Annotated in this window: 23 protein-coding genes and 1 tRNA gene; 15 read left to right on the forward strand and 9 right to left on the reverse strand. The window is 64.5% G+C overall.

Translation table 11 applies throughout. From position 1 onward, the window contains the following. Nucleotides 1-80: 80 nt before the first annotated feature. From Q9R14_RS04745 to egtB, 6 genes are all read left to right on the forward strand, one after another. Entirely contained in the window at nt 81-2,330 is a 2,250-nt protein-coding gene (locus tag Q9R14_RS04745; RefSeq protein ID WP_306003655.1) for a S9 family peptidase, read from the forward strand. Beyond that, nucleotides 2,264-3,757, forward strand: coding sequence for an amidase (locus Q9R14_RS04750; RefSeq protein WP_306003656.1), 1,494 nt, complete (start codon nt 2,264-2,266; stop codon nt 3,755-3,757). The genes Q9R14_RS04745 and Q9R14_RS04750 overlap by 67 nt, the downstream gene beginning before the upstream one ends. Nucleotides 3,758-3,829: 72 nt before the next feature. Beyond that, nucleotides 3,830-4,108: a SemiSWEET transporter gene (locus tag Q9R14_RS04755; protein ID WP_306003657.1), complete on the forward strand. Its 279-nt coding sequence runs from the start codon at nt 3,830-3,832 to the stop codon at nt 4,106-4,108. Between the two features lie 86 nt (nt 4,109-4,194). Then, entirely contained in the window at nt 4,195-4,500 is a 306-nt protein-coding gene (locus tag Q9R14_RS04760; protein WP_039243606.1) for an SCP2 sterol-binding domain-containing protein, read from the forward strand. 105 nt (nt 4,501-4,605) lie between these two features. Further along, nucleotides 4,606-5,832, forward strand: coding sequence for an acyl-CoA dehydrogenase family protein (locus Q9R14_RS04765; protein WP_306003658.1), 1,227 nt, complete (start codon nt 4,606-4,608; stop codon nt 5,830-5,832). 102 nt (nt 5,833-5,934) lie between these two features. After that, nucleotides 5,935-8,094 carry an ergothioneine biosynthesis protein EgtB gene (egtB, locus tag Q9R14_RS04770; protein ID WP_306004118.1) on the forward strand — a complete coding sequence of 720 codons (2,160 nt, stop codon included), beginning with the start codon at nt 5,935-5,937 and terminating at the stop codon, nt 8,092-8,094. Between the two features lie 83 nt (nt 8,095-8,177). On the opposite strand, the gene Q9R14_RS04775 is transcribed toward egtB, so the two are convergent. Further along, entirely contained in the window at nt 8,178-8,399 is a 222-nt protein-coding gene (locus Q9R14_RS04775) for a general stress protein (protein ID WP_242076411.1), read from the reverse strand. 116 nt (nt 8,400-8,515) lie between these two features. Further along, on the reverse strand, nt 8,516-8,677 hold the full coding sequence (locus tag Q9R14_RS04780; RefSeq protein ID WP_017506186.1) for a hypothetical protein: 162 nt from the start codon (nt 8,675-8,677) through the stop codon (nt 8,516-8,518). Nucleotides 8,678-8,780: 103 nt separating this feature from the next. Here Q9R14_RS04780 and Q9R14_RS04785 point away from each other — a divergent pair, with 103 nt between their 5' ends. Further along, complete coding sequence (locus Q9R14_RS04785) at nt 8,781-9,074, forward strand: hypothetical protein (protein ID WP_052689558.1); 294 nt, start codon at nt 8,781-8,783, stop codon at nt 9,072-9,074. An 18-nt stretch (nt 9,075-9,092) separates the two neighbouring features. Here Q9R14_RS04785 and Q9R14_RS04790 read toward each other — a convergent pair whose 3' ends face one another. Next, entirely contained in the window at nt 9,093-9,794 is a 702-nt protein-coding gene (locus tag Q9R14_RS04790; protein ID WP_306003659.1) for an MBL fold metallo-hydrolase, read from the reverse strand. Nucleotides 9,795-9,985: 191 nt separating this feature from the next. On the opposite strand from Q9R14_RS04790, the gene tig reads away from it, so the two are divergent. Next, on the forward strand, nt 9,986-11,329 hold the full coding sequence (gene tig / locus Q9R14_RS04795) for a trigger factor (RefSeq protein ID WP_306003660.1): 1,344 nt from the start codon (nt 9,986-9,988) through the stop codon (nt 11,327-11,329). Nucleotides 11,330-11,430: 101 nt separating this feature from the next. Here the strand turns inward: tig and Q9R14_RS04800 are convergent, their stop codons facing one another. Continuing rightward, nucleotides 11,431-11,712 carry a hypothetical protein gene (locus Q9R14_RS04800; protein WP_306003661.1) on the reverse strand — a complete coding sequence of 94 codons (282 nt, stop codon included), beginning with the start codon at nt 11,710-11,712 and terminating at the stop codon, nt 11,431-11,433. Here Q9R14_RS04800 and Q9R14_RS04805 point away from each other — a divergent pair. The 3 genes from Q9R14_RS04805 (at nt 11,680) to Q9R14_RS04815 (ending at nt 13,482) form a co-directional block, all read left to right on the forward strand. Then, entirely contained in the window at nt 11,680-12,348 is a 669-nt protein-coding gene (locus Q9R14_RS04805) for a hypothetical protein (protein ID WP_306003662.1), read from the forward strand. The two genes, Q9R14_RS04800 and Q9R14_RS04805, sit on opposite strands and share 33 nt — an antisense overlap. 93 nt (nt 12,349-12,441) lie before the next feature. After that, nucleotides 12,442-13,089, forward strand: coding sequence for an ATP-dependent Clp protease proteolytic subunit (locus Q9R14_RS04810; protein ID WP_017506180.1), 648 nt, complete (start codon nt 12,442-12,444; stop codon nt 13,087-13,089). Between the two features lie 72 nt (nt 13,090-13,161). After that, nucleotides 13,162-13,482, forward strand: a complete 321-nt coding sequence (locus Q9R14_RS04815) for a hypothetical protein (RefSeq protein ID WP_045811236.1) — start codon at nt 13,162-13,164, stop codon at nt 13,480-13,482. A gap of 3 nt (nt 13,483-13,485) precedes the next feature. Here Q9R14_RS04815 and Q9R14_RS04820 read toward each other — a convergent pair whose 3' ends face one another. Beyond that, a complete protein-coding gene (locus Q9R14_RS04820; RefSeq protein WP_306003663.1) occupies nt 13,486-14,133 on the reverse strand; it encodes an HAD-IB family hydrolase in 648 nt (215 codons plus the stop codon). A 194-nt stretch (nt 14,134-14,327) separates the two neighbouring features. On the opposite strand from Q9R14_RS04820, the gene clpX reads away from it, so the two are divergent. Further along, entirely contained in the window at nt 14,328-15,596 is a 1,269-nt protein-coding gene (clpX, locus tag Q9R14_RS04825) for an ATP-dependent Clp protease ATP-binding subunit ClpX (RefSeq protein ID WP_039243616.1), read from the forward strand. A gap of 71 nt (nt 15,597-15,667) precedes the next feature. On the opposite strand, the gene Q9R14_RS04830 is transcribed toward clpX, so the two are convergent. From Q9R14_RS04830 to Q9R14_RS04840, 3 genes are read right to left on the reverse strand one after another with little or no spacing between them, the layout of a single operon-like run. Beyond that, a complete protein-coding gene (locus Q9R14_RS04830; protein WP_306003664.1) occupies nt 15,668-15,862 on the reverse strand; it encodes a hypothetical protein in 195 nt (64 codons plus the stop codon). Then, nucleotides 15,859-16,068, reverse strand: a complete 210-nt coding sequence (locus Q9R14_RS04835) for a hypothetical protein (RefSeq protein WP_306003665.1) — start codon at nt 16,066-16,068, stop codon at nt 15,859-15,861. Before Q9R14_RS04835 ends, Q9R14_RS04830 begins: the two co-directional genes overlap by 4 nt. Further along, nucleotides 16,065-16,193: a hypothetical protein gene (locus Q9R14_RS04840; protein ID WP_255520708.1), complete on the reverse strand. Its 129-nt coding sequence runs from the start codon at nt 16,191-16,193 to the stop codon at nt 16,065-16,067. The genes Q9R14_RS04835 and Q9R14_RS04840 overlap by 4 nt, the downstream gene beginning before the upstream one ends. 281 nt (nt 16,194-16,474) lie before the next feature. Between Q9R14_RS04840 and lon the strand changes: the two genes are divergently transcribed. The 3 genes from lon to Q9R14_RS04855 all read left to right on the forward strand — a co-directional run bounded on the left by lon (nt 16,475) and on the right by Q9R14_RS04855 (nt 19,363). Next, nucleotides 16,475-18,871, forward strand: coding sequence for an endopeptidase La (lon, locus tag Q9R14_RS04845; RefSeq protein ID WP_306003666.1), 2,397 nt, complete (start codon nt 16,475-16,477; stop codon nt 18,869-18,871). 105 nt (nt 18,872-18,976) lie between these two features. After that, the gene (locus Q9R14_RS04850; RefSeq protein WP_017504003.1) at nt 18,977-19,252 is read left to right on the forward strand and encodes an HU family DNA-binding protein; all 276 of its coding nucleotides are present in this window, start codon (nt 18,977-18,979) and stop codon (nt 19,250-19,252) included. A gap of 34 nt (nt 19,253-19,286) precedes the next feature. Further along, nucleotides 19,287-19,363, forward strand: a tRNA-Val gene (locus tag Q9R14_RS04855). Between the two features lie 58 nt (nt 19,364-19,421). Here Q9R14_RS04855 and Q9R14_RS04860 read toward each other — a convergent pair. Further along, complete coding sequence (locus tag Q9R14_RS04860) at nt 19,422-22,712, reverse strand: autotransporter outer membrane beta-barrel domain-containing protein (RefSeq protein WP_306003667.1); 3,291 nt, start codon at nt 22,710-22,712, stop codon at nt 19,422-19,424. Nucleotides 22,713-22,975 lie beyond the last annotated feature (263 nt).

The following is a 22,975-nucleotide window of genomic DNA, read 5'->3' on the forward strand; positions in this document are numbered from 1 at the left end:
CGCAGGGAAGGACAAGCCTTTCACCCGGCGACGACATTTCCTCGTGACGGCTTGCAGAAGCACCGCTAGCGTCCCGACCCATGCGCACCCTTCTTCTCGCCTCGACCATCCTCCTGTCCGCCAGCTCGGCGCTTGCGCAGGAGACGCCCTCCAACATCCTGACGCCCGAGCGGGTGTTTTCCAGCCCCAGCCTGAACGGGCCGGTGGCCAAGGGGGTCAGCCTGTCGCCTGACGGCCAGTTGGTCGCCTTCCTGCGCTCGCGCGAGGACAATGTGGATGTGCAGGACCTTTGGGCCGCGCCGACGGGTGAGGGTGAACCCTACAAGCTGATCGATGCACGGGCGCTGGTTCCCGACGCCGGCGAACTGTCGGAGGCCGAGAAAGCTCGGCGCGAGCGGATGCGGATCAGCGCGCGCGGCGTGGTGGAATATTCGTGGGACCAGCAGGGCCGCTACATCCTGGCGCCGCTGGAAGGCGACATCTTCCTGGCGAACCGCGCGGACGGCAAGGTGCGCCGCCTGACCGAGACGCCTGCCGACGAGATCGACGCCAAGGTGTCGCCCAAGGGCAGCTACGTCTCCTATGTCCGCGATCAGAATCTGGTCGTCTATGATCTGGCGAGCGGCAAGGAGACGCCGATCACCGACGACGGCGCGGGCCTGATCACCTGGGCCACCGCCGAGTTCATCGCCCAGGAAGAGATGGACCGCGACACCGGATACTGGTGGAGCCCCGACGAGCGCTACATCGCCATGACGCGCGTGGACGAGAGCCCGGTCGATATCGTGCCGCGCTTCGAGATCACCGGCGGCGGCGCGACGATGGTGGAGCAGCGTTATCCTCGCGCAGGGCGGCCCAATGCGGTGGTCGAACTGTATGTGCGTGACCTGCAGGGCGGGGGACGGGTCAAGGTGGACCTGGGGTCCAACACCGACATCTATCTGGCGCGGGTGAACTGGTCCGGCGACGGCAAGACCCTGTATGTCCAGCGCCAGTCGCGCGACCAGAAGACACTGGACCTGCTGAGCGTCGATCCGACGACCGGCGCATCACGCGTGATCCTGAGCCAGAAGGCGCAGGCCTGGGTCGATCTGAACGACGACTTCCGCGTCCTGTCGGACGGCCGGTTCATCTGGTCCAATGAGGATTCGGGCTGGCGGCACCTGTATCTGTACGACCGCAACGGGCGTCGCCTGCGGGCCATCACGCGCGGCGACTATCCGGTCAAACATCTGGACGGCGTCAACGAGCAGACCGGCGATGTCTATTTCACCGCCTCGATGCGCGACGGCAAGGAGCTGCCGATCGAGCAGCAGATGTTCCGCGCCAATCTGAACCGCACGGTCGATCCGGTCGCGGTGACGCCGGGCGGCGGCTGGTGGACGGTGTCGGTGAACGGGCCGGCGACCGCCTATGTCGGCAACTATTCGGACCCGGCGACGCCGACGCAGTCGGCCCTGTACCGCATCGACGGCACGCGCGTGCGCTGGATCGAAGAGAACAAGCTCGACGCCAGCCATCCGTTCGCCCCTTACGTCTCGCGCCTGCGCACGCCCGAGTTCGGCACGATGCAGAGCCACGGCCAGACCCTGGTCTGGCGCATGACCACCCCGCCCGACTTCGATCCGGCGAAGAAATACCCGGTGGTGATGCAGGTCTATGGCGGCCCCGGCACCGGGGCGGGCGTGCAGAAGAGCTGGCAGCCGCTGACCAACCAGCTGCTGACCGAGGCGGGCTACATCGTCTTCCGCGTCGACAATCGCGGCGAGGGCGATCGGTCGCAGGCGTTCGAGACCAGCATCTATCGTCGTCTGGGCATTCCGGCGGTCGAGGATCAGGCCCAGGCCGCGCAATGGCTGAAGACCCTGCCTTACGTCGATGCCGACCATATCGCGGTGATGGGCTGGAGCTTCGGCGGCTTCCTCAGCCTGTTGACCCTGACCGACAAGGACGCCGGCCTGGCCTCGGCCCTGGCGGGCGCGGCCCCGACGGAATGGAGCCTGTACGACACCCACTACACCGAACGGTATATGTCCACGCCCCAGGCCAATCCGGAGGGCTATGCCGCCACCGACGTCCTGCCGCGGCTGGATGACATGACGGGGCGGCTGCTGCTGCTGCACGGCATGGCCGACGACAATGTCATCTTCGGCAATGCGACGCGCGTCATCGACGCCTTGCAGGCCAAGAGCGTGCCGTTCGAGATGATGCTCTATCCCGGCCAGCGGCATGGCGTCCGCGGCGATCCGAGGCAACTGCAACAATGGCGCACCTATCTCGACTTCCTGGACCGCACGATCGGCAAGCGGGCCGAACCCAAGGCCGACTGACTCTGGCGGCTGCGGTCGCGCTGGCCCTTGCGGGCTGCGCGACCGGGCAGGGCGCCTATCCGGCTGCATCCGCCGTAGTCGCGGCGGGACGGGCCAACGACAGCGCCCATTCGGTCTTGGTCTGGACCGCGACATCACCCAGCCGGGGCGTGTCGGCGATTTCCGGCATGCCGATCCTGCTGAAGGACAATATCGAGACGGCGGACATGCCGACCACAGCCGGGTCGTTGGCGCTGGCGAACAATGCGCCGGGACGGGACGCGCCGCTGGTCGGGCGCCTGCGCGCCGCCGGGGCCGTGATCGTCGGCAAGACCAACCTGTCGGAATGGGCCAATATCCGGTCGTCGGACTCGATCAGCGGCTGGAGCGCCGTCGGCGGCCAGACGCTGAACCCCTATGATCCCGCGCGCACGCCGTGCGGATCATCCTCCGGCAGCGGGGCGGCGGTGGCGCTGGGGCTGACGCCCGTCGCCATCGGAACGGAGACGGACGGGTCGATCACCTGCCCGGCGTCGGTCAACGGCGTGGTCGGGTTCAAGCCGACCGTGGGCCTGGTCTCGCGCACCCACATTGTGCCGATCAGCCATTCGCAGGACACGGCCGGGCCGATGGCGACGACCGTCAGGGATGCGGCCAGGGTGCTTACGGTCATCGCGGGGTCCGATCCGGCCGATCCGGCGACGGTCGAGGCCGATGCGCACAAGGTCGATTACGCCGCCTGGCTGGACGCCAATGCGTTGCGCGGTGCGCGGATCGGGGTGATGCGGTTCCTGAAAGGCTACTCGCCCGAAACCCAGGCGGTGTTCGAGCAGAACTTGAAAGCCCTGCGCGATGCCGGCGCCGTGCTGGTCGATCTGCCCGAGGGCCCGGATGGCCGGGTCATAGGCGCGGCCGAGTTCAAGGTGCTGCTCTATGAGCTGAAACACGATCTGAACGCCTATCTGGCCTCGACCGACCCGCAGCAGGTTCTCACCCGCACACTGGCTGAGGTCATCGCCTTCAACGCCGCCGAACCGCGCGAGACGGTGCTGTTCGGTCAGGACATCTTCGAGCGCGCCCAGGCGATGGGCGATTTGACCGACGCTGACTATCTGGAGGCGCGCGCGACCTCGCTTAGACTGGCGGGGCCGGAGGGCATCGATCGATTGATGAGGGACAATGGCGTGATCGCCCTGATCGCGCCCACCACGTCGCGCGCCTGGACCAACGATCCCAAGGACGACGACGACATGCAGGGATCGGCCAGCCAGATGGCCGCCGTCGCCGGCTATCCGCACCTGACCGTGCCGATGGGCTTTGATCGGGGAATGCCCGTGGGAATCAGCTTCCTCGGCGGGAAGTGGGACGATGCGCGCATCCTTTCGCTGGGTTACGCCTTCGAACAGGTGACCCAGGCCAGACGGCCGCCGCCTGGCGTTCGACGCTGACCTCCTTTGGGGCGGCCGCCGAGAGAGCGGCATGTGCAGATTTAGCCTGAACGTCACGTCGACGATCGCGACATGAGCAACCTGATCGCCAATATCGTCGGCTCAGCGGCTGCGATCTGCTCGATCACCAGCTTCGCGCCTCAGGCGGTCAAGATCTGGAAGGAGCGCGACGCGTCGTCGGTCAGCTTGAAGACCTACTCCCTGACGGTGACCTGCTTCGTGCTGTGGGTCGTCTATGGCGTCATGACGCAGGCCTGGCCTGTTACGGTCGCCAACGCCTGCGCCCTGGTGATGGCGTCCGGCGTGCTGGTGATGAAGTGGCGGTTCCGTGACGGCGATCCGGAGAAGTGATCATACCTTTCCCCGACGTGATCTTGGCGCCCCCGCCGATGCGGGCTAACCCGTAGTCCACAACGTCCAACAGGGAGACGCCCCCAATGCCCGATCTCGCACAAGTCACCGAACACATTCGCGGCGCCGTCGGCGACAACTCCGGCCTCGGCAAGACCGTCAAGCTCGACCTCGGCGACGAGGGCAAGATCTTCATCGACGGCGCCTCCACGCCGAATACGGTGACGAACGAGGACAAGCCCGCCGACGCCACCGTCTCGATGAAGTGGGATGACTTCATGGCTCTGTCGGAAGGCAAGCTGGATCCGATGATGGCCTTCATGCAGGGCAAGCTGAAGATCGCCGGCGACATGATGATCGCCCAGAAGCTGGCTCCGCTGCTGAAGCGCTGATGCCGGTCTGAACGACCAGTTATGGCGGCGCGGCTCCCGACCAGGGGCCGCGCCGTTTTCGTATCGAGCGCTCGACAGAAGCGCGAACGGGAAAGAGGAAACGACATGGACTTCAAACATTCCGACCGCGCCCTGGATTGGCACGCCCGCGTCCGTCGCTTCCTGGACGAGCAGGTCATCCCGCGCGAAGCCGAGTATTTCGCCCAGGTGCGCGAGGATTCGAACCGTCAGCCGCCGGTCATGGAGACGATGAAGGCGGCCGCGAAGGAAGCCGGACTGTGGAACATGTTCCTGCCGGGCGACCATGAAGGTGAGAATGGGGGGGCGGGTCTGACCAATCTGGAATACGCGCCGCTGGCCGAGATGATGGGGCGGCATCTGTGGTCGGCCGAGGTGTTTAACTGCAACGCCCCCGACACCGGCAATATGGAGGTGCTCCATATGTACGGGAACGCGGAGCAACAGGCGCGCTGGCTGAAGCCCCTGATGGCGGGCGAAATTCGTTCGGCCTTCCTGATGACCGAGCCGGAGGTCGCCTCATCCGACGCCACCAACATCCAGACCCGGATCGAGCGGGACGGCGACCACTATGTCATCAACGGCCGCAAATGGTGGTCGACCAATATGGGCCATCCGAATCTGGCCGTGACCATCGTCATGGGCAAGACCGACCCGGACGCCGCATCCCACGCCCAGCAGTCGCAGATCATCGTACCGGCCGACACGCCGGGATTCCGCGTCGAGCGGATGCTGTCGGTGTTCGGCTATGACGAAAAGCCGATCGGCCATGCCGAGGTCGTGCTGGAGAACGTCCGCGTGCCGGTCGAGAACCTGATCGCCGGCGAGGGCAGGGGCTTCGAAATCGCCCAGGGACGGCTTGGCCCGGGCCGTATTCACCACTGCATGCGCACCATCGGTGCGGCCGAGCGGGCGCTGGAGCTGATGGTCACGCGGCTGTTGAATAGGACGGCATTCAAGAAGCAGTTGGCGGAACACTCGGTTTGGGAACAGCGCGTCGCCGAAGCCCGCACAAACATCGAGATGTGCCGCCTGTTGGTGCTGAAGGCCGCCTGGATGATGGATCAGGCGGGGGCCAAGAACGCCCGCTCCGAGATCGCCCAGATCAAGGTCGCTGCGCCGAGGATGGCCTTGCAGATCATCGACGACGCCATTCAGGCGTTCGGCGGCGCCGGTGTGTCAGGCGACACGCCCCTGGCCGAGCTTTACGCGGGTGTCCGCACCTTGCGCATCGCCGACGGCCCGGATGAGGTCCACAATCGCACCATTGCTCGGTTGGAATACGCTAAACATGGCGGCAGACCGATGCGCTGATGGGTGATCTCGAACGGCAAGTGTCTGGGAACCTTGGCCTTGTTGGTGCGTTTGTTGGGCACTGACAAGGCGCTGGGGCTGGTGTCGGACGGGACAGCTGACATGAATGCGCGCTCCGAGCCCGACCCGCGGCTTACGTCTGACGTGGCGCGGTTCAAGGCCGTGCGTTCACGCATGATCGATCTGGCGGAAGGTTTGTCTGCCGAGGATCTGTCAGCCCAGTCGATGGCGGATTGCAGCCCCGGCAAATGGCATCTGGCGCACACCAGCTGGTTTTTCGAGGCGATGATCCTGTCGTCCGATCCTGAATACCAGCCTGTCGATCCGCGGTTTCAGCAGCTGTTCAACTCCTACTATGAGGCCTTGGGCGAGCGGGTCAGGCGGGACCAGCGTGGGCTGATGACCCGGCCGTCGGTGGACGAGGTCCTGGCTTATCGACGCGAGATCGACCGCCGCATGATCGCGTGGCTGGCGCAGGGCGAGACCAGCGGCCATCAACGCTATCTGTTCGAGCTGGGTTTGCACCACGACCAGCAGCATCAGGAGCTTTTCCTGATGGATATGCTGAACCTGATGTCGCGCTCTCCGCTCGACCCCGCCGCCTATGAGATCGAGCCCAGAGCCGAGACGCTTCAGATCATGCGCGGCGGAGCGGTGGCGTTCGACGCCGGTCTGGTGACGATCGGCCATGACCAATTGGGCTTCGCGTTCGACAATGAGGGTCCTGCACACCGTGTCTGGCTGGAGCCGTTCGCTCTGGCTGCGGATCTGGTGACGAACCGCGACTGGATCGCCTTCATTCAGGATGGCGGCTATTCGCGTTCCGACCTGTGGCTGTCGGACGGCTGGGCGACGGTCAAGGCGGAGGGCTGGACCGCGCCGCTGTACTGGCGTCGCGAGGATGGCGATTGGACCGTGATGGGTTTGACGGGACGTACACCTGTCGATCCTGCCGCGCCGGTTCGCCACATCAGCTTTTACGAGGCTGACGCCTATGCCCGGTGGGCCGGCAAGCGTCTCCCGTCCGAGGCGGAATGGGAACATGCCGCCGCTTTCTCGCCTGATGCGTTCTCGAACCTGGCTGGTGAAGTGTGGCAGTGGACGTCCAGCGCCTATGCGCCCTATCCCGGCTTCCAGCCGACGCCGGGCACCGCCGCCGAATACAACGGCAAGTTCATGGCCAATCAGATGGTGCTGCGGGGCGGATCGTTCGCCACGCCGCCGGGTCATGACCGCATCACCTATCGCAACTTCTTCTATCCCCAACAGAGGTGGGCCTTCATGGGTTTGAGACTGGCTGAAGACCGGACCGTGGCGCGAGACGCCGCCGCGGACGACGCCCAAACCGCCGCCTTTCGAAAGGATATGATCGAAGGGCTGTCGCGCGCGCAAAAGGCCGTGCCGCCGAAGTGGTTCTATGACGCAGATGGGTCTCGCCTGTTCGAAGACATCACCGTGCTGCCCGAATACTATCCGACCCGGCAGGAAATGGCGCTTTTGCGCGATCGCGCGGCGGAGTTGACGGCCGACTTCGGCCCCGACGCCGTACTGGTCGAATTTGGATCCGGCGCCAGCGAGAAGACGCGGATCTTGTTGGACGCCGCCACCAATCTCGGCGCCTACGTCCCCCTCGACATCAGCGAGAGCGCCTTGATGGACGCCGCCATTCGCGTCCGCGCTGACTATCCGACGCTGCGCGTGCAGCCGGTTCTGGGGGACTTCGAGCATTTGGCGCCGCTGCCCGATGACCTGCCGTCGGGGCGACGGATCGGCTTCTTCCCCGGCTCGACCATCGGCAATCTGCAACCGGACGAGGCCGAAGCATTCCTGGCCGCGGCGCGTCGGATGCTGGGCGAGGGGGCGTTGTTCATTCTGGGCGTCGATCTGGTCAAAGATCCTGCGATTCTGGTCGCCGCCTATGACGACAGTCAGGGCGTCACAGCGGCCTTCAATCGCAATGTTCTGATCCGCGCCAACACCGAGCTGGATGCTGATTTCGACGTGGACGCCTTTGTTCACCGCGCCGTGTGGAACCCGGACGCCTCGCGCATGGAAATGCATCTGCAAGCGATTGCGCCGACGGCCGCGCGCATCGGAGATCGGACATTCCGCTTCATGACCGGCGAGACGATCCACACCGAAAGCTCGCGCAAGTTCACTCCTGAATCGATCCAGACCATGGCGGCCGCCGCCGGCTGGACGGTCGTCCGCATCGACACCTCTCCGGCGCCGAGCGTGGCCTTGGCGGTCCTGCGCGCCTGAGCCGAATGCGCGGCTGATCGCGGACAAGAAAAAGGGCGGCGCATCGTTCGATGGGCCGCCCTGTTTGTATCGAGTTTCGCCGACTATTGTCCGTCGGCTGCGTCCGTATCTTTCTTGGTCCCGTGCGACGCTTCGCCACCCTTGCGGCCGGCCTGTGCGGCGAGGCTGCGGTCTTGGGAGAAGCTGCGTTTTTCGCTGGGGACGCTGGCGCCCCCTTTGCGCGCGATTTCGCGCTGACGTTCGGGATCCATGGAGGCGAAACCTCGCTTGGAAACGCCGGAGGGGCGTGTGGGTTGGCTGTCCATCGTGTTCCTTTCAGTGCTGCCGTTGCACTTGCTGAAGTGAACCCAGTGACTCGGTGACGGTTCCGTAGGGAAGTCGGTTTTACTGTCGCGATCCTCAAGTGCGCGTGAGTTTGACTTCAGCCAGCGCCGTAAGGCCGCGAATCACCTTCGCCCCCACCATCCGGTTCCATCGGCGGAACTTCATCGGGGGTGTCTGAAGGCTGTATTTCCGGCTGCTGCGCCGGCTCAGGCTGGATCTCGGGTTGCGGCGTGGTCGGAGTGGGTTCGATATAGGTCATGAGCGGCTCCTTGTGCGATCAACCAACGCACCCTGATCGCCCGCGTTCAAAAAGGAACCATGGGTCGCAACGCCGGTTTGTTCAGCGAAGCACGGAGATCGACATGACCAACACCCCGATAAGCGCGACATCACCCGACGACATCGTCCTGGAGGACGATGATCTGACCCAACGTCTGGACCGACAGGCTGACGCAATCCTCGCCCAAGGCGAAGGCCGTAGCTTTGGCAAGACCACGTCGGTCCGTCAGGCCGTCAGAGAAGACGCCGGTCTGGTGCGTGAGAAGATTTCCGGCCGCGTTCATCGCGTGCAGGAAGACATTCAGGACAATCCGATGAAGGCGACGCTCTATGCGTTGGGTATCGGCGTCATCATCGGCATGATCCTGCGCCGATAAGCCACACGATCAGCAGGCTCAGGCAGGCCCCGACGGCGCACGCTGGATCGGGGCCTGTCGCATTGCGGCGTCAGACACGAACGGATTGTTCCGTCGCTCTTCGCCAAAGGTGGAGATCGGCCCGTGGCCGGGCACAAAGGTGACGTCGTCGCCAAGCGGCCAGAGCTTTTCGATCACCGAGCGGATCAAGGCGGGCGGGTCGCTCATCGGGAAGTCGGTGCGGCCGACCGAACCCTTGAACAGAACGTCGCCGACTTGAGCGAATCGCGCTGCGCGATTGAAAAAGATGACGTGCCCGGGCGTATGGCCGGGGCAGTGACGCACGTCCCAGGTCGTTTCGCCCAGCGTGACGGTGTCGCCATCTTCCAGCCAGCGGTCGGGCGTGAAGGGGCGGGCGTCGGGCAGGCCGTACATCCGGCCGCTTTCCACGATTCGGTCGATCCAGAACTGGTCGGCCTTCTGAGGGCCGGTGATCTGGACGCCGGTTTTTTCCTGCATTTCGGCTGCACCGCCCGCGTGATCCAGATGGCCGTGGGTGATCCAGATCTGATCCAGCGTCAGGCCGCGCCGCGTGACCTCACCCAGGACTACGTCGACCGAACCGCCGGGATCGATCACGGCGGCCTTGTTGGTGGCGGTGCACCAGACGGTCGTGCAGTTCTGTTGAAGCGGGGTGACGGGCGTGACGAAGACGCCGATGGGGGAGGCGGGTTGGCTCATTTGGTCAACATAGCCACGCAAAGGCCGCGAAACCACCGGCTCTGACCACGCCCGCGTTGACCTTTCGGGCCCTTCTCGACATAAGGGCGGGCTTCGAGGCGCCGCTCCACACGGGGCGGCCTTCTTGCTTTATCCATTCCGCGCCGGCCGTCTCGATGGCTCATGCGCCCCAGAGCGTCAGAATCCCGACCATGCAAGTCGTCGAAAAGTCGAACGAAGGCCTCAGCCGCGTGATCGCGGTCACCATTCCCGTCGCGGAGCTGAACGAAAAGCTCGAAGCCCGCGTCAAGGAAGTCGCCCCGCAGGTGAAGCTGAAGGGCTTCCGTCCGGGCAAGGTGCCGGTCGCCCACGTCAAGAAGACCTTCGGCCGTGAGTTCATGGGCGAGATCATCAACGCCGAGCTGAACGAAACCAGCCAGAAGGCCCTCGACGAAGCCAAGATCCGCCCGGCCGCGCCGGCCGAGATGAAGCTGACGTCGGACATGGACAAGGTCATCGCCGGTCAAGAAGACCTGGCCTACGAAATGTCGCTGGAAATCATGCCGGACTTCGAGCCGGTCGATCCCAAGACCCTGAAGCTGGAACGCCCGACCTATGAAGCGTCGGACGCCGATCTGGACGAGGCCCTGACGGAACTGGCCGGTCAGGCCAAGACCTACGAAGACAAGAAGGGCAAGACCGTCAAGGCCGCCGAGGGCGACCAGCTGACGATCGACTTCCTGGGCAAGCTGGACGGCGAGCCCTTCGAAGGCGGCGCCGCCGAGGACGCGGACCTGGTGATCGGCTCGGGCCGCTTCATCCCCGGTTTCGAAGAGCAACTGACGGGCGCCAAGGTCGGCGAGGAGAAGACCATCGAGGTCACCTTCCCCGAGAACTATCAAGCCGCCCATCTGGCCGGCAAGAAGGCCACCTTCGACATCAAGGTGAAGGCCATCAAGGCGGAAGCCGAATCCAAGATCGACGACGATTTCGCCACCCGCATCGGTCTGGAGTCGCTGGACAAGCTGAAGGAACTGCTGAAGTCCAACCTGGACCAGCAGTACGCCAGCGCCGCCCGTTTCAAGCTGAAGCGCGCTCTGCTGGACCAACTGGACGAGGCCCACGACTTCCCGCTGCCGCCGAAGATGGTGGACGCCGAGTTCGACGGCATCTGGCAGCAGGTCGAAGCTGACAAGACCGCTGGTCGTCTGCCGGAAGAAGACGCCGCCAAGTCGGACGAGGACCTGAAGGCCGAATACCGCAAGATCGCCGAACGCCGCGTGCGTCTGGGCCTGGTGCTGGCCGAGATCGGTCGCGCCAACAACGTCCAGGTGACCGACCAGGAGCTGAACGCCGCCATCCTGCAGGAAGCGCGCAACTATCCGGGCCAGGAACAGGCCGTCCTGAACTTCTACCGCCAGAACCCCAACGCCGCCGCCCAGATGCGCGCGCCCATCTACGAAGAGAAGGTCGTCGACCTGATCGTGGGCGTCGCCGACGTGACCGACAAGCCGATCACGAAGGAAGAGTTGCTGAAGGAAGAAGACGAGGGCTGATTTTTCGCTCGATTACACGACCGTAACTGGCGGTTGTGGTGTCTGAGTTGTAAGTCGAATGGGTCCGCAGTGCGGGCCCATTTTGCTTTTCAGGTATGCCGTCAATGTCTTTTTCCGCTGTCGCTCTGGCCGCCCTCATCACCGCAGGCGCGCAGGCGTAGCAGGCGCAGGATCCGGGACAGCCGCCCCTGACAGATCTGGAGGAGATCACGGTCGAGGGGCAGTCGCGGCGGCAGGCTGCGCGCCAGTTTGTCCAGCGGGTCGCGACCGCGCCTGCCGGTGCGCGGCTTGGACGATGGAATACGCCGCTGTGCGTCAGCGTCGCAGGATTGAAGGCGCCCTACGGTCAGATGCTTGCCGATCGCATCGGCGAAGTCGCTCACGACCTTGAAATTCGAGTGGGTGAGCCTGGCTGCACCGCCAATGTGCTCATCATCGCCACGGAGGATGGTCCCAGTGTCGCATCTGCGCTGGTGGAAGGTTGGCGTCGTCGCTTCCGTCCTCCAATCGACAACACAAACATGGGTTTGGCGGCGCTGGAGCGGTTCAAAACGAGTGATGCACCAGTGCGATGGTGGCATATTTCCCTGCCCGTATCCGCAGATACGGGCCAACTGGCGGCCCGTGTCGCAGGTGGAGAGCCGCCCTCGATTGGATCGCGGACCGTCAGCCGCATGAGGTCGCCACTGCGTTACGACCTGAACTCTGCGACCGTCGTCATTGATATGACGAAGGCCAGTGGCGTGCTTTTGCCAGCTTTGATGGACTACGCCGCGATGGTCGTCCTGGCCCAGGTCGATCCCCGCGCCGACTACTCCGATCAGCCCACGGTGCTGAATTTATTCGGTGATTCCCAGAACGTGACCGGCCTCACGGACTGGGATCGCGCCTATCTGCAAGCTCTTTATGAAGCGGAGCCTGATCGCGCATCCGCCGCTGCACAGGAGGCCGCCGTGGCGGAACGGCTGCAAAAAGGCCGTCGTGCAGCGGCGAACCAGCAAGACGCACAGACCGAATGAGCCGGGCGTCTTGCGCAGGGTGTCATCGAACGCGATATGCAGCATAACCGGCTGACGACGCTGAATCGTCGCCACTGCATCCGAGAAGGCTAAATGCGCGATCCGATCGAACTGATGAACATGAACCTTGTGCCGATGGTGGTGGAGCAATCCAGCCGCGGCGAGCGCTCCTTCGACATCTTCTCGCGTCTGCTGCGCGAGCGGATCATCTTCCTGACGGGACCGTTCGAGGACGGTATGGCGTCGCTGATCTGCGCCCAGCTGCTGTTCCTTGAATCGGAGAATCCGAAGAAGGAAATCAGCATGTATATCAACAGCCCCGGCGGTCAGGTGACCTCGGCGCTCGCGATCTACGACACCATGCAATACATCAAGAGTCCGGTTTCGACCGTGGTGATGGGCATGGCGGCCTCGGCCGGTTCGCTGATCCTGACGGCGGGCGCCGCTGGCCAGCGCATCGCCCTGCCGAATGCGCGGGTCATGGTGCACCAGCCCTCGGGCGGTTTCCGCGGCCAGGCGTCGGACATCGAATTGCACGCCGCCGACATCCGCTACACCAAGCGTCGTCTGAACGAGATCTACGTCCATCACACCGGCCGCACGTATGAGGAGGTCGAAAAGACGCTGGACCGCGACCACTTCATGTCGGCCGAGGAAGCCAAGGCTTGGGGCATCGTGGACCACGTCTATGATCGCCGCGAACAGGCCGACGCCGACGGCGTAAAGACGCCTGGCAACTAAGACCGCTGTCGAGAGACGAAAGGGCGCGCCCGTTGCGGCGCGCCCTTTTCATTTTGTGCTATCGGAACGGCCATGCAGTTCACACGAGATCAAAGCGGCACGGTCGATGTCGATGGCGAAAGCTACGTCTGGGAGCTTCGTCGCCAACCTCAGCCCAAGGGCGGCAACGTCTGGGAGGGCATGGCCGTTTCCCTTCGCCACGCGGACTTCAAGCGCGAAGCCATCGTCCAGTTTCCGCCGCCGCTTCGGCCCAACGGCCGGCCGGACGTGGAAAAGCAGCGCGTCAATGTCGACGCTGTCCGCACCGCCGTCGCCTCGGCGATCGAGGCGGGTTGGGACCCCACGTCACGCGGCAAGGCGATGGTGTTCGACGTGGACGCCGACGGGAACTGAACGTCAGGGCTTCTGACGGAAGACCCGAAAACCTGGCTGCTGGGCCATCGCCAGCATTTCGGTATCGCCCGAGGTGTCGCCATAGGCGGCCGTCAGGGTCATGTCTTCGCCATAGGCCGCCTTCAGCCGCCGCACCTTTTCCTGACCCCGACAATTCGGACCGGCGAAGTCGCCGGTTATCCGGTCATCGGCGTCGAAGACGAACTCGGTGCCCAGCAGGGCCTCGGCCCCCAGCTTTCGGGCGAATGGCGCGACGGTCGTCGTGGGCGACGCGGTCACGATGACGCGATGCGCGCCGCGTCGGCCCCAGTCGTTCCAAACCTCAAGCGCATCGGGGCGCATGAAGCGGGGCCAGATCTCTTCGGCGAAGGCTGCGGCTTCCGCTTCCAGCGTCTGGCAGTTCACGCCAAGCAGGAACTCCCTGACGGAGGCCGCCTTAATCCGTCCCCGGTCGCGATCCTTGGCGTAGGCGGCCAGCGCCGGAGCCAGCTTGACCAGTCCCAGCGCCCAGGCGCCCGGACCAGCGCGCCAGCGCAGGAACTCGGTGAAGCTGTCGCGAATCGTCAGCGTGCCATCGAAATCGAAAGCGACGATGACACGTCCATTTGCCGTGGACTGGCGTAAATCCTGCACAATACCCATGTCAGACATTCGCCTTGATCCCCGTCGACACTGATCCATCCACGCACTGCAACAATCCCCTGCCGCCTTCGGGGTTGTTCCGGAACGTGTGATGGGTGATTGTCATTTTTTGAAGACCTTCGCATCCAGAGTGCTGGAATCAATGTGAGGGAAGCGCGTTTCGGGCCATTTCGGTCCGCCCCGCGGGAGTGAGATAAGGGTCTATGACCAAAGCAGCCGGCACCGACGCCAAAAGCACCCTCTACTGCTCGTTCTGCGGAAAGAGCCAGCACGAGGTCCGCAAGCTCATCGCGGGCCCGACCGTCTTCATCTGCGATGAATGCGTCGAACTGTGCATGGACATCATCCGCGAAGAGCACAAGATCGGCTTCAAGAAGACGACCGACGGCGTGCCCACGCCCAAGGAAATCCGCGACGTGCTGGACGACTATGTCATCGGCCAGGCGCACGCCAAGAAGGTGCTCTCGGTCGCCGTCCACAATCACTACAAGCGCCTGAATCACGCGACGAAGAACAACGACGTCGAACTGGCCAAGTCGAACATCATGCTGATCGGGCCGACGGGCTCGGGCAAGACGCTGCTGGCCCAGACGCTGGCGCGCATCATCGATGTGCCCTTCACCATGGCCGACGCCACGACCCTGACCGAAGCCGGTTACGTGGGTGAGGATGTCGAGAACATCATCCTGAAGCTGCTCCAGGCGTCCGACTACAACGTCGAGCGGGCCCAGCGCGGCATCGTCTACATCGACGAGATCGACAAGATTTCGCGCAAGTCGGACAACCCGTCGATCACCCGCGACGTGTCGGGCGAAGGCGTGCAGCAGGCCCTGCTGAAGATCATGGAAGGCACCGTCGCCTCCGTGCCGCCGCAGGGCGGCCGCAAGCATCCGCAGCAGGAGTTCCTGCAGGTGGACACCGCCAACATCCTGTTCATCGTCGGCGGCGCCTTCGCCGGCCTGGAAAAGGTGATTTCGGCGCGTGGATCCGGCGCGTCGATCGGCTTCGGCGCCAAGGTCAAGGAGATCGACGAACGCCGCACGGGCGATATCCTGAAGGGTGTCGAGCCTGACGATCTGATGCGGTTCGGCCTGATCCCCGAATTCATCGGCCGCCTGCCTGTTCTGGCGACGCTGGAAGACCTGGATGAGACGGCGCTCGTCACCATTCTGACCGAGCCGAAGAACGCCTTGGTCAAACAGTACAAGCGTCTGTTCGAGATGGAGAATGTCGAACTGACCTTCACCGACGACGCGCTGATCGCCGTCGCCAAGAAAGCCATCACCCGCAAGACCGGCGCGCGCGGCCTGCGCTCGATCCTGGAAGGCATCCTGCTGGAGACCATGTTTGAACTGCCGACCTTCGAAGGCGTCGAAGAGGTCGTCGTCAACGCCGAGGTCATCGACGGCAAGGCCCAGCCTCTGCTGATCTACTCGGAAGCCTCCAAGAAAAAGGCCGACGGCGCCGCCTGAACCGGCGACAAACGCTGAAATGACCAAGGCCGGAGCGATCTCGCTCCGGCCTTTTTCTTGACTTGGGGCGATCACGCGGGTTCGGCCAGCATCAGGACATGGCCCGGATGGGCGTCGGCCTCGGCCTTGGCGCAACGGACGGCGCTTTTGGCGTCGGTGAAGACGCCTTCGAACAGGCCGTCGCTTGAGGTAATGCGCCAGCGATCGCCGACAGGTTGGATGGTCAGGACTTCGAAGGCGGGTGGCGAGGCTAGGGTAGTAATCATTGGGTTTGGCGATGTTGGTCGCGGTTCAGGCGGTCGGCCTCGGCCTGAAGTCGGGCGGCGAGACGTTCGGCCGAGATGCGATCGGGCAGGGGGCGAGTGCAGGCGTTGTTGACCGCCACGGCCCAACCGCTGGCGCGAGGCACGACCCGATAGCGTCGGGGAGGGGTGGCGCGGGTCACGCCGCCCTCGACATGGCCCTGCATCATCGCGCGCGGCCCTTGCGGATCGGGGCGCCGAACAGGGCGCCGATGAAGGTCATCGCCATCTGAAGGGTTGTCGGCGCCGGGACGGGACGTTTCAGGGTCTCGGCCAGCAGGTGGGAACGGCTCATGGTCATCTCCTTGGAGCGGCAGAAGACGCCCGATCCCCGTAAAGCGGCCATGTCGAAAGCGCCGCCGGGCGTAATGCGGACCTAAAGCGGCGCGATCGGAAGGCCTTGTGGCCACGCAGATGTGGGCCGTTCGGCGGTCACGCTTGAACCGCGGGTCTTTCAAACCACATACTCATCCGAACGCCGTCGGAATCGACGGGCCGTCATGCGCCGGTCGGGCCTCTTGCCCGGCGGACCCTGGCGGCGGGCCGGAGATGATCAATGGCCCAGGAGTACGCATCATGACTGAACCAAAAATCCTGCCCGTCCTGCCGCTGAGAGACATCGTCGTCTTCCCGCACATGGTCGTGCCGCTCTTCGTCGGACGCGAGAAGTCGGTGAAGGCGCTGGACGAGATCATGAAGGGCGAAAAGCAGATTCTGCTGGCGACCCAGAAGAACAGCGTCGACGACGATCCGTCGCCGGACGCCATCTATCCCATCGGCGTGCTGGCGAGCGTGCTTCAACTGCTGAAACTGCCCGACGGCACGGTGAAGGTGCTGGTGGAGGGCAAGGGCCGCGCGCGCTTGACCCGCTTCACCGACCGTGAGGAGTATTTCGAGGCCGAGGCCGTCGAGATCGAGGACGAAGCCGGCGACGCCTCGCAGGCCGAGGCCATGCTGCGCGCCGTGGTCGAGCAGTTCGAAAACTATGTGAAGCTGAACAAGAAGGTCCCGCCCGAGGCGCTCAGCTCCATCCCCCAGATCACGGACGCCTCCAAGCTGGCGGACTCGGTCGCCGCTCATCTGTCGGTCAAGATCGCCGACAAGCAGGGCCTGCTGGAAACCTTCGACGTGCCCAAGCGGCTGGAGAAGGTCTATGGGCTGATGGAGGGCGAAATCTCCGTCCTTCAGGTCGAGAAGAAGATCCGCTCGCGCGTGAAGCGCCAAATGGAGAAGACCCAGCGCGAATATTATCTGAACGAGCAGATGAAGGCGATCCAGCGCGAGCTGGGCGAGACCGACGACGCGCGCGACGAGATCATGGATCTGGAGAAGCGCATCCGAAAGACGCGCCTGTCCAAGGAAGCGCGGACCAAGGCCGAGGCCGAGGTCAAGAAGCTGCGCAACATGAGCCCGATGTCGGCCGAATCGACGGTCGTGCGCAACTATCTCGACTGGCTGCTGTCCGTGCCCTGGGGCAAGGCCAAGCAGAAGCCGATCGATCTGGCCAAGGCCGAGGACATCCTGGAAGAGGATCACTTCGGCCTGGAGAAGGTCAAGGAACGGATCATCGAGTATCTGGCGGTCCAGGCCCGCACCGGCAGCCTGAAGGGTCCGATCCTGTGCCTGGTCGGCCCTCCCGGCGTCGGCAAGACCTCGCTGGCCAAGTCCATCGCCAAGGCGACGGGCCGTGAATACGTCCGCATGTCGCTGGGCGGCGTGCGCGACGAGAGCGAGATCCGGGGTCACCGCCGGACTTACATCGGCTCCATGCCCGGCAAGATCATCCAGTCGATGAAGAAGGCCAAGACCACCAACGCCTTCGTCCTGCTGGACGAGATCGACAAGCTGGGATCGGACTGGCGCGGCGATCCGTCGTCGGCCCTGCTTGAGGTGCTGGACCCGGCCCAGAACTCGACCTTCGGCGACCACTATCTGGAGGTGGACTACGACCTGTCCCAGGTGATGTTCGTGACGACCGCGAACAGCCTGAACATGCCGCAGCCGCTGATGGACCGGATGGAGATCATTCGGGTGTCTGGCTACACCGAGGATGAAAAGGTCGAGATCGCCAAGCGCCACGTCCTGCCCAAGCAGCTGGCTGACCACGGTCTGAAAGACGGCGAGCTGATCGTGCCGGAAGACACGATCCGCGATCTGATCCGCTATTACACCCGCGAGGCCGGCGTGCGTTCGCTGGAGCGGGCTCTGGGCGGTCTGGCGCGCAAGGCCGTGCGCGAAATGGCCAAGACGGGCGCCAAGTCGATCACGGTCGATGAGGCCAAGCTGGCCGACTATGCGGGCGTGAAGAAGTTCCGGTACGGCGAGACGGATGAGGAGGATCAGGTCGGCATCGTCACCGGTCTGGCCTGGACCGAGTTCGGCGGCGACATCCTGACCATCGAGGCGATCAAGATGCCGGGCCGCGGGCGCATGACCGTGACCGGCAATCTGAAGGACGTGATGAAGGAGTCGATCTCCGCCGCCGCCTCCTATGTCCGCTCGCGTGCTCTGGCCTTCGGCGTCAAGCCGCCGGTGTTCGAGAAGACCGACATCCACGTCCACGTGCCGGACGGCGCGACGCCCAAGGATGGCCCGTCCGCCGGCGTGGCCATGACCGTGGCGATGGTCTCGGTTCTGACCGGCATTCCGATCCGCAAGGATATCGCCATGACCGGCGAGATCACCCTGCGCGGCCGGGTCACTGCTATCGGCGGCCTGAAGGAGAAGCTGCTCGCGGCCCTGCGCTCCGGCGTCAAGACCGTGCTGATCCCGCAGGAGAACGAGAAGGATCTCGCCGACGTGCCGGACAATGTGAAGTCGGCGCTGGAGATCGTGCCGATCTCCACGGCGGACGAGGCGCTGAAGTGGGCTCTTGTCGGCACGCTGACGCCGGTGGAGTGGGACGAGGCGGCCGAACCTCTGCCGGCCCCGGTCGCCGCTCCGGAAGGACCGGTGGCGGCGGTCAGCCACTAACGCCGAGTTGAACAGCGAGCGCCGCCGGTGACCCCACCGGCGGCGTTTTCGTTTTTGACGCAACCGCCGATCTGTCCTTTAGTGATTCGTTCTGGAGGGGGACGGATGACCAAGGCGGAACTGATCGGCCGGATGGCCAGCGCGGCGAACATCAGCCGCGACCAGGCCAAGACGGCGCTGGAAGCGTTTACCGACGGCGTGACCGAGTCGCTGACGCGCGGCGCGGATGTGAAGCTGATCGGTTTCGGCAGTTTCGTCGCCGTAGACCGCAAGGCTGGGGTTGCGCGCAATCCGCAGACCGGCGCGGCCGTCGCGCGTCCGGCGTCGCGCACCGCGCGCTTTCGCCCGGGCGAAGGTTTGAAAAGCGCCTTGAACGGTTGAGGCGCGACGGGCATAAGCCCGTCTCTGCCCTTGGGGGCGGCTAGCTCAGCTGGTCAGAGCATCTCGTTTACACCGAGAGGGTCGGCGGTTCGAACCCGTCGCCGCCTACCAAACAAAAAGGCCGCCGGATCGCTCCGGCGGCCTTTCGTTTGTCTGGATCGGGCTGCGATCAGAAGCGGAAGCTGGCCCGCAGCAGTAGCGAGTAACGGACGTAATCTTCCAGCAGCTCGGCGTCGCCGGTCAGCGACAGCATGCCCAGTTCGTTGCCAAAGTTCAGGCGGAAGCCCAGGATCGGCCCACCGCCTTCGATGGCGTCCGGCGACAGGATGAAGTCCGGGCCGCCGCTGGCGAAGCGCGCGATGGTTTCGCCGGCGTCGACCGAGATGTTCTGACGATAGCCGACGCGCAGTTCCGGACGGATCCAGCCGTTGCGGCCGAAGCCATAGCCGACGTTCATCGCCGCCACCGCCGAGAAGATGTGGCTGTCGCGCGAATCGATGTCGAGATCGAAGCCGTCGCCGCCGCCCTTCTCGCTGCGCGAGCCTTCCGACAGGCTGAAATACTCGCCGTAGATTTCGGGGCGGATGTTCAGACGGCCGAAGTTGCGCTCATACGAGGCGCCGCCGGCGACCGCCGCCGTCCAGCCGTGCCAGTCGGACTTGTTGTTCAGATAGACGCCGGTGGCGACCAGCGAGCGATCGGCGCTGAAGGAGGCGTAGCCCCCCGCCGCACGGGCCCAGGTCGTCCAGTACTGACCCTGAGCGCGCCAATACAGGCCCAGTTCCAGCAGGTTCGCGGACAGGACCTCTTCGGCCTCGGCCTCGGGATCCTTGATGTCGGACGAGGTGAAGGCGGCCGAGATGCCGACGGCGCCCAGGCTGGTGCCCTTTTCGACGCCGCCGGCGACGCCGAAGCCTTCGGACCGGAAACCGTAGGAGTCGGTCTTGTCCTTGTCGGCGTAGAAGTTGATCTCCTGCACCCAGGCGCTGGTTTCACCCGGCGCAGCGGCGGCGTTGCGCCCGGTCAGCGCGCGGGTGACCGCGTCCACGCCGGCCGACAGCGACATCAGCGGTCCGCCGGAGTGGTCGGGCAGCATCTGCTCGTAGGCGTCAATGAAGCCGTCGCGCGACGTCTGCGACAGGAACAGGTTGCGCAGGGCCTCATTGGACCCCAGCGCGCCATAGACGGCGTCGTAGGCGGACGCCTCGACCGGGATCAGACCGGCCTCGGAGGCCGTACGGCGACGCGCGTCGACATAGACGGTGTTGCCGGCCACGCCGCCCTGCACGACGTACAGATAAGGCGAGTTGTCCGACAGAAGGGTCTGGTTGATCTGACCCACATTCAGCGTGCCGGCCGTGATGACGTTGAACCGCTCGGGCTGATCGATCAGCGACGAGAAGCGGACGCCCAGGGTGGAGCCTGTCGCCAGGGTCGCATTGCCGCTGACGTTGAAGCCGCCGGCGCGGTCGTTGGCGGGGTCAAGATTGACCAGCAATGTCCCTTCGGCGCCGATGTTCAGGTTGGAGATCGCCGTGGCGCCGGTCTGGGTCGCGGCCAGGGTGCCCTTAGATACATTGATGTCCAGCAGGCCGTCGCTGTTGGCGATGGCGCCGGTCACGACCGCGCCGCCGCTGATGTTCAGCCGGTCGGCGCCGGCGCCGAAATCGATGTCGCCGTTGACGACGCCGTTCTCAATATTGAGCGTGTCGGCGCCCGAGCCGAGCTTGATCGCGCCGACGATGGCCGGTTCGTTGGCGTCTGGCACCCCGTCGCCGTCCGTGTCCGTCGCTGTGCTGCCGGCAGCGGCGGGAATGCCGTACTGCCGCAGGGTGACGCCGGTCGTATTTGCTGACAGGTCGAGTGCGGTCACTGTCCCATCAACTGGCGTCTCCGTGTTAGTCGCGGTGAGAGAGCCGAGAATCGAACCAGCGTTATTCAACTGAGTGAGCGAACCGGACTGATCGCGAATGACGGTCGCTGACCCTTGGTTGCCACTAAACGCTGCAACGAGATTTCCGGTATTCGTTAACGATGCGACGTTGGCGCCTGTGCTGATTAGGATACCAGTGGCGGCTTGAGCACTACTACCCGATGCCGCGGCCTGGATAGAGCCGGAGTTATAAATCGCGGGTGCTGTCACACCGGACCCGATCGCTATACCCGTGGCGTTGGCATTCAGGGCAGTTGACGATATGCCGCCCTCGTTTCGCACACCTCCAGCCACATTTACGGTCTGGCCGCCCGCCACGCCCAACTGCACAGCGCGAGAATCAAATCCGGAGTAGAGGCCCGATGCAATGATTGAGCCTCGGTTGATCAGACCGTACGCCGCATCACCTGTACCTACAGCGCCTAAAGTTACGGTGTTGGTCGTCGAACCGATCAAAAGAGCCGGCGCGCTGCCGAGAGAGGTGATCGATGCATTGGTTTCGCTTGCATCCGGGATGCCGTCGCCGTCCCGGTCCGTATCGTCACGGTTCTTGACGCCGTCGCCGTCATCGTCCTCATCGCCGTTCTTTACGCCGTCCTTGTCGTCGTCGCCCTCGATGCCGGCCTCAGAATAGGCGAGCGCTTTGTCCAGCAGCACGCCGCCGGCGACATTGGCGCCGACGCGCACGGCCGGTCCCCCTTGCAGTTTGTCGTCATCGTCCAGTTCGTCGAGGAACACGGTTGTAGCATTATCGAACGTGCCGGTCGTCGGACGCACGGGCGGCGGGGTCGTGTAGCGGTAGCCGGTAACGACCACGGTGGAGTGGATTTTCAGCGCGCCGCCGACATCGCCTTCGACGGAGACGCCCGATGCGTTGGCGCCCAGCGCCGAGATGGAGCCGGCGAGATCGACATTGCCGGAAATCGGTCCCGTGGTGCGAATGGCGGCGCTGTCGTTGCCGGTCACACGGACCGTTCCCAGGCTCTGAAGCTTGCCGTTCAGGGCGGATTCGACGGACAGGCCGTAGGAATTGTTGCCCTCGACCGCGATCGCGCCCGTGCCCTCGACCAGGATGTTGCCGGTGAAGGGCGAGGCGCCGGTGACCCGCACGCCGTAGCGGCCGGTTCCGGTGGCGAACGGGCCGTCAAGATCGCCGTCGCCGTCAGTGTCTTTTATGTCCGCTGTTTCCAGCGTGTCGTTGACAGTGATGGAGCCGCCGACGATCACCGAACCGGTGTTGCCGCCGTTGACCAGAAGACCCGTCGAGCCGTCGGCCGACTTGTCCATCGTGATCGAGCCGCCGCTGTCCAGATCGACCGTGTTGTTGCTGTTCAGGGTCACCGCCGCGCCCGAGGCGACGGCGACGCTGCCGCCGCTGGCGATGCGAATGTTGTCGGCGGCCGTGCCCGTCGCATTGGACGTCTGGATCGGCGTGGTCCGGGCGTTCGAGATGACGATCTCGGCCTGGGATCCGGTGGCGACCATCAAGGGGGCGATCGCCACGGCGGTCGCGAGCAAAATACGCATTCGGTAGAAACCCCTGGTGGTCACGCGTCACGTTACGGGAGACCCCTTAGCAGGGTCCGCGCCAGCGTTCCAAGTTTATCGAATTTGAGGCGAATGCAAGGCCGTGCTGCTCCTGAGGCGATCCTGTAAGGCGACCCGCGTTCGCTCGTGGATGCCTCAGAGACCGAATGCGGAGGAAATCGCGACGGCACGCACTTGAGCTTTGCCGCGCCGGGGTCTACGGGCGTCGGACGGTCCAGAGGCCGCGTCCCGTGGACGCATCC

The sequence above is a fragment of the Brevundimonas sp. C43 genome (genome assembly GCF_030732185.1).
GTDB classification, from domain to species: Bacteria; Pseudomonadota; Alphaproteobacteria; order Caulobacterales; family Caulobacteraceae; genus Brevundimonas; species Brevundimonas diminuta_C.

Excerpts from the sequence above, each read along its gene's own strand:
- Q9R14_RS04745 (WP_306003655.1), top strand. The coding sequence starts at position 81 with ATGCGCACCCTTCTTCTCGCCTCGACCATCCTCCTGTCCGCCAGCTCG.
- Q9R14_RS04750 (WP_306003656.1), top strand. The coding sequence starts at position 2,264 with ATGGCGCACCTATCTCGACTTCCTGGACCGCACGATCGGCAAGCGGGC.
- Q9R14_RS04755 (WP_306003657.1), top strand. The coding sequence starts at position 3,830 with ATGAGCAACCTGATCGCCAATATCGTCGGCTCAGCGGCTGCGATCTGC.
- Q9R14_RS04760 (WP_039243606.1), top strand. The coding sequence starts at position 4,195 with ATGCCCGATCTCGCACAAGTCACCGAACACATTCGCGGCGCCGTCGGC.
- Q9R14_RS04765 (WP_306003658.1), top strand. The coding sequence starts at position 4,606 with ATGGACTTCAAACATTCCGACCGCGCCCTGGATTGGCACGCCCGCGTC.
- egtB (WP_306004118.1), top strand. The coding sequence starts at position 5,935 with ATGAATGCGCGCTCCGAGCCCGACCCGCGGCTTACGTCTGACGTGGCG.
- Q9R14_RS04775 (WP_242076411.1), bottom strand. The coding sequence starts at position 8,399 with ATGGACAGCCAACCCACACGCCCCTCCGGCGTTTCCAAGCGAGGTTTC.
- Q9R14_RS04780 (WP_017506186.1), bottom strand. The coding sequence starts at position 8,677 with ATGACCTATATCGAACCCACTCCGACCACGCCGCAACCCGAGATCCAG.
- Q9R14_RS04785 (WP_052689558.1), top strand. The coding sequence starts at position 8,781 with ATGACCAACACCCCGATAAGCGCGACATCACCCGACGACATCGTCCTG.
- Q9R14_RS04790 (WP_306003659.1), bottom strand. The coding sequence starts at position 9,794 with ATGAGCCAACCCGCCTCCCCCATCGGCGTCTTCGTCACGCCCGTCACC.
- tig (WP_306003660.1), top strand. The coding sequence starts at position 9,986 with ATGCAAGTCGTCGAAAAGTCGAACGAAGGCCTCAGCCGCGTGATCGCG.
- Q9R14_RS04805 (WP_306003662.1), top strand. The coding sequence starts at position 11,680 with ATGCTTGCCGATCGCATCGGCGAAGTCGCTCACGACCTTGAAATTCGA.
- Q9R14_RS04810 (WP_017506180.1), top strand. The coding sequence starts at position 12,442 with ATGCGCGATCCGATCGAACTGATGAACATGAACCTTGTGCCGATGGTG.
- Q9R14_RS04815 (WP_045811236.1), top strand. The coding sequence starts at position 13,162 with ATGCAGTTCACACGAGATCAAAGCGGCACGGTCGATGTCGATGGCGAA.
- Q9R14_RS04820 (WP_306003663.1), bottom strand. The coding sequence starts at position 14,133 with ATGTCTGACATGGGTATTGTGCAGGATTTACGCCAGTCCACGGCAAAT.
- clpX (WP_039243616.1), top strand. The coding sequence starts at position 14,328 with ATGACCAAAGCAGCCGGCACCGACGCCAAAAGCACCCTCTACTGCTCG.
- Q9R14_RS04830 (WP_306003664.1), bottom strand. The coding sequence starts at position 15,862 with ATGATTACTACCCTAGCCTCGCCACCCGCCTTCGAAGTCCTGACCATC.
- Q9R14_RS04835 (WP_306003665.1), bottom strand. The coding sequence starts at position 16,068 with ATGATGCAGGGCCATGTCGAGGGCGGCGTGACCCGCGCCACCCCTCCC.
- Q9R14_RS04840 (WP_255520708.1), bottom strand. The coding sequence starts at position 16,193 with ATGAGCCGTTCCCACCTGCTGGCCGAGACCCTGAAACGTCCCGTCCCG.
- lon (WP_306003666.1), top strand. The coding sequence starts at position 16,475 with ATGACTGAACCAAAAATCCTGCCCGTCCTGCCGCTGAGAGACATCGTC.
- Q9R14_RS04850 (WP_017504003.1), top strand. The coding sequence starts at position 18,977 with ATGACCAAGGCGGAACTGATCGGCCGGATGGCCAGCGCGGCGAACATC.
- Q9R14_RS04860 (WP_306003667.1), bottom strand. The coding sequence starts at position 22,712 with ATGCGTATTTTGCTCGCGACCGCCGTGGCGATCGCCCCCTTGATGGTC.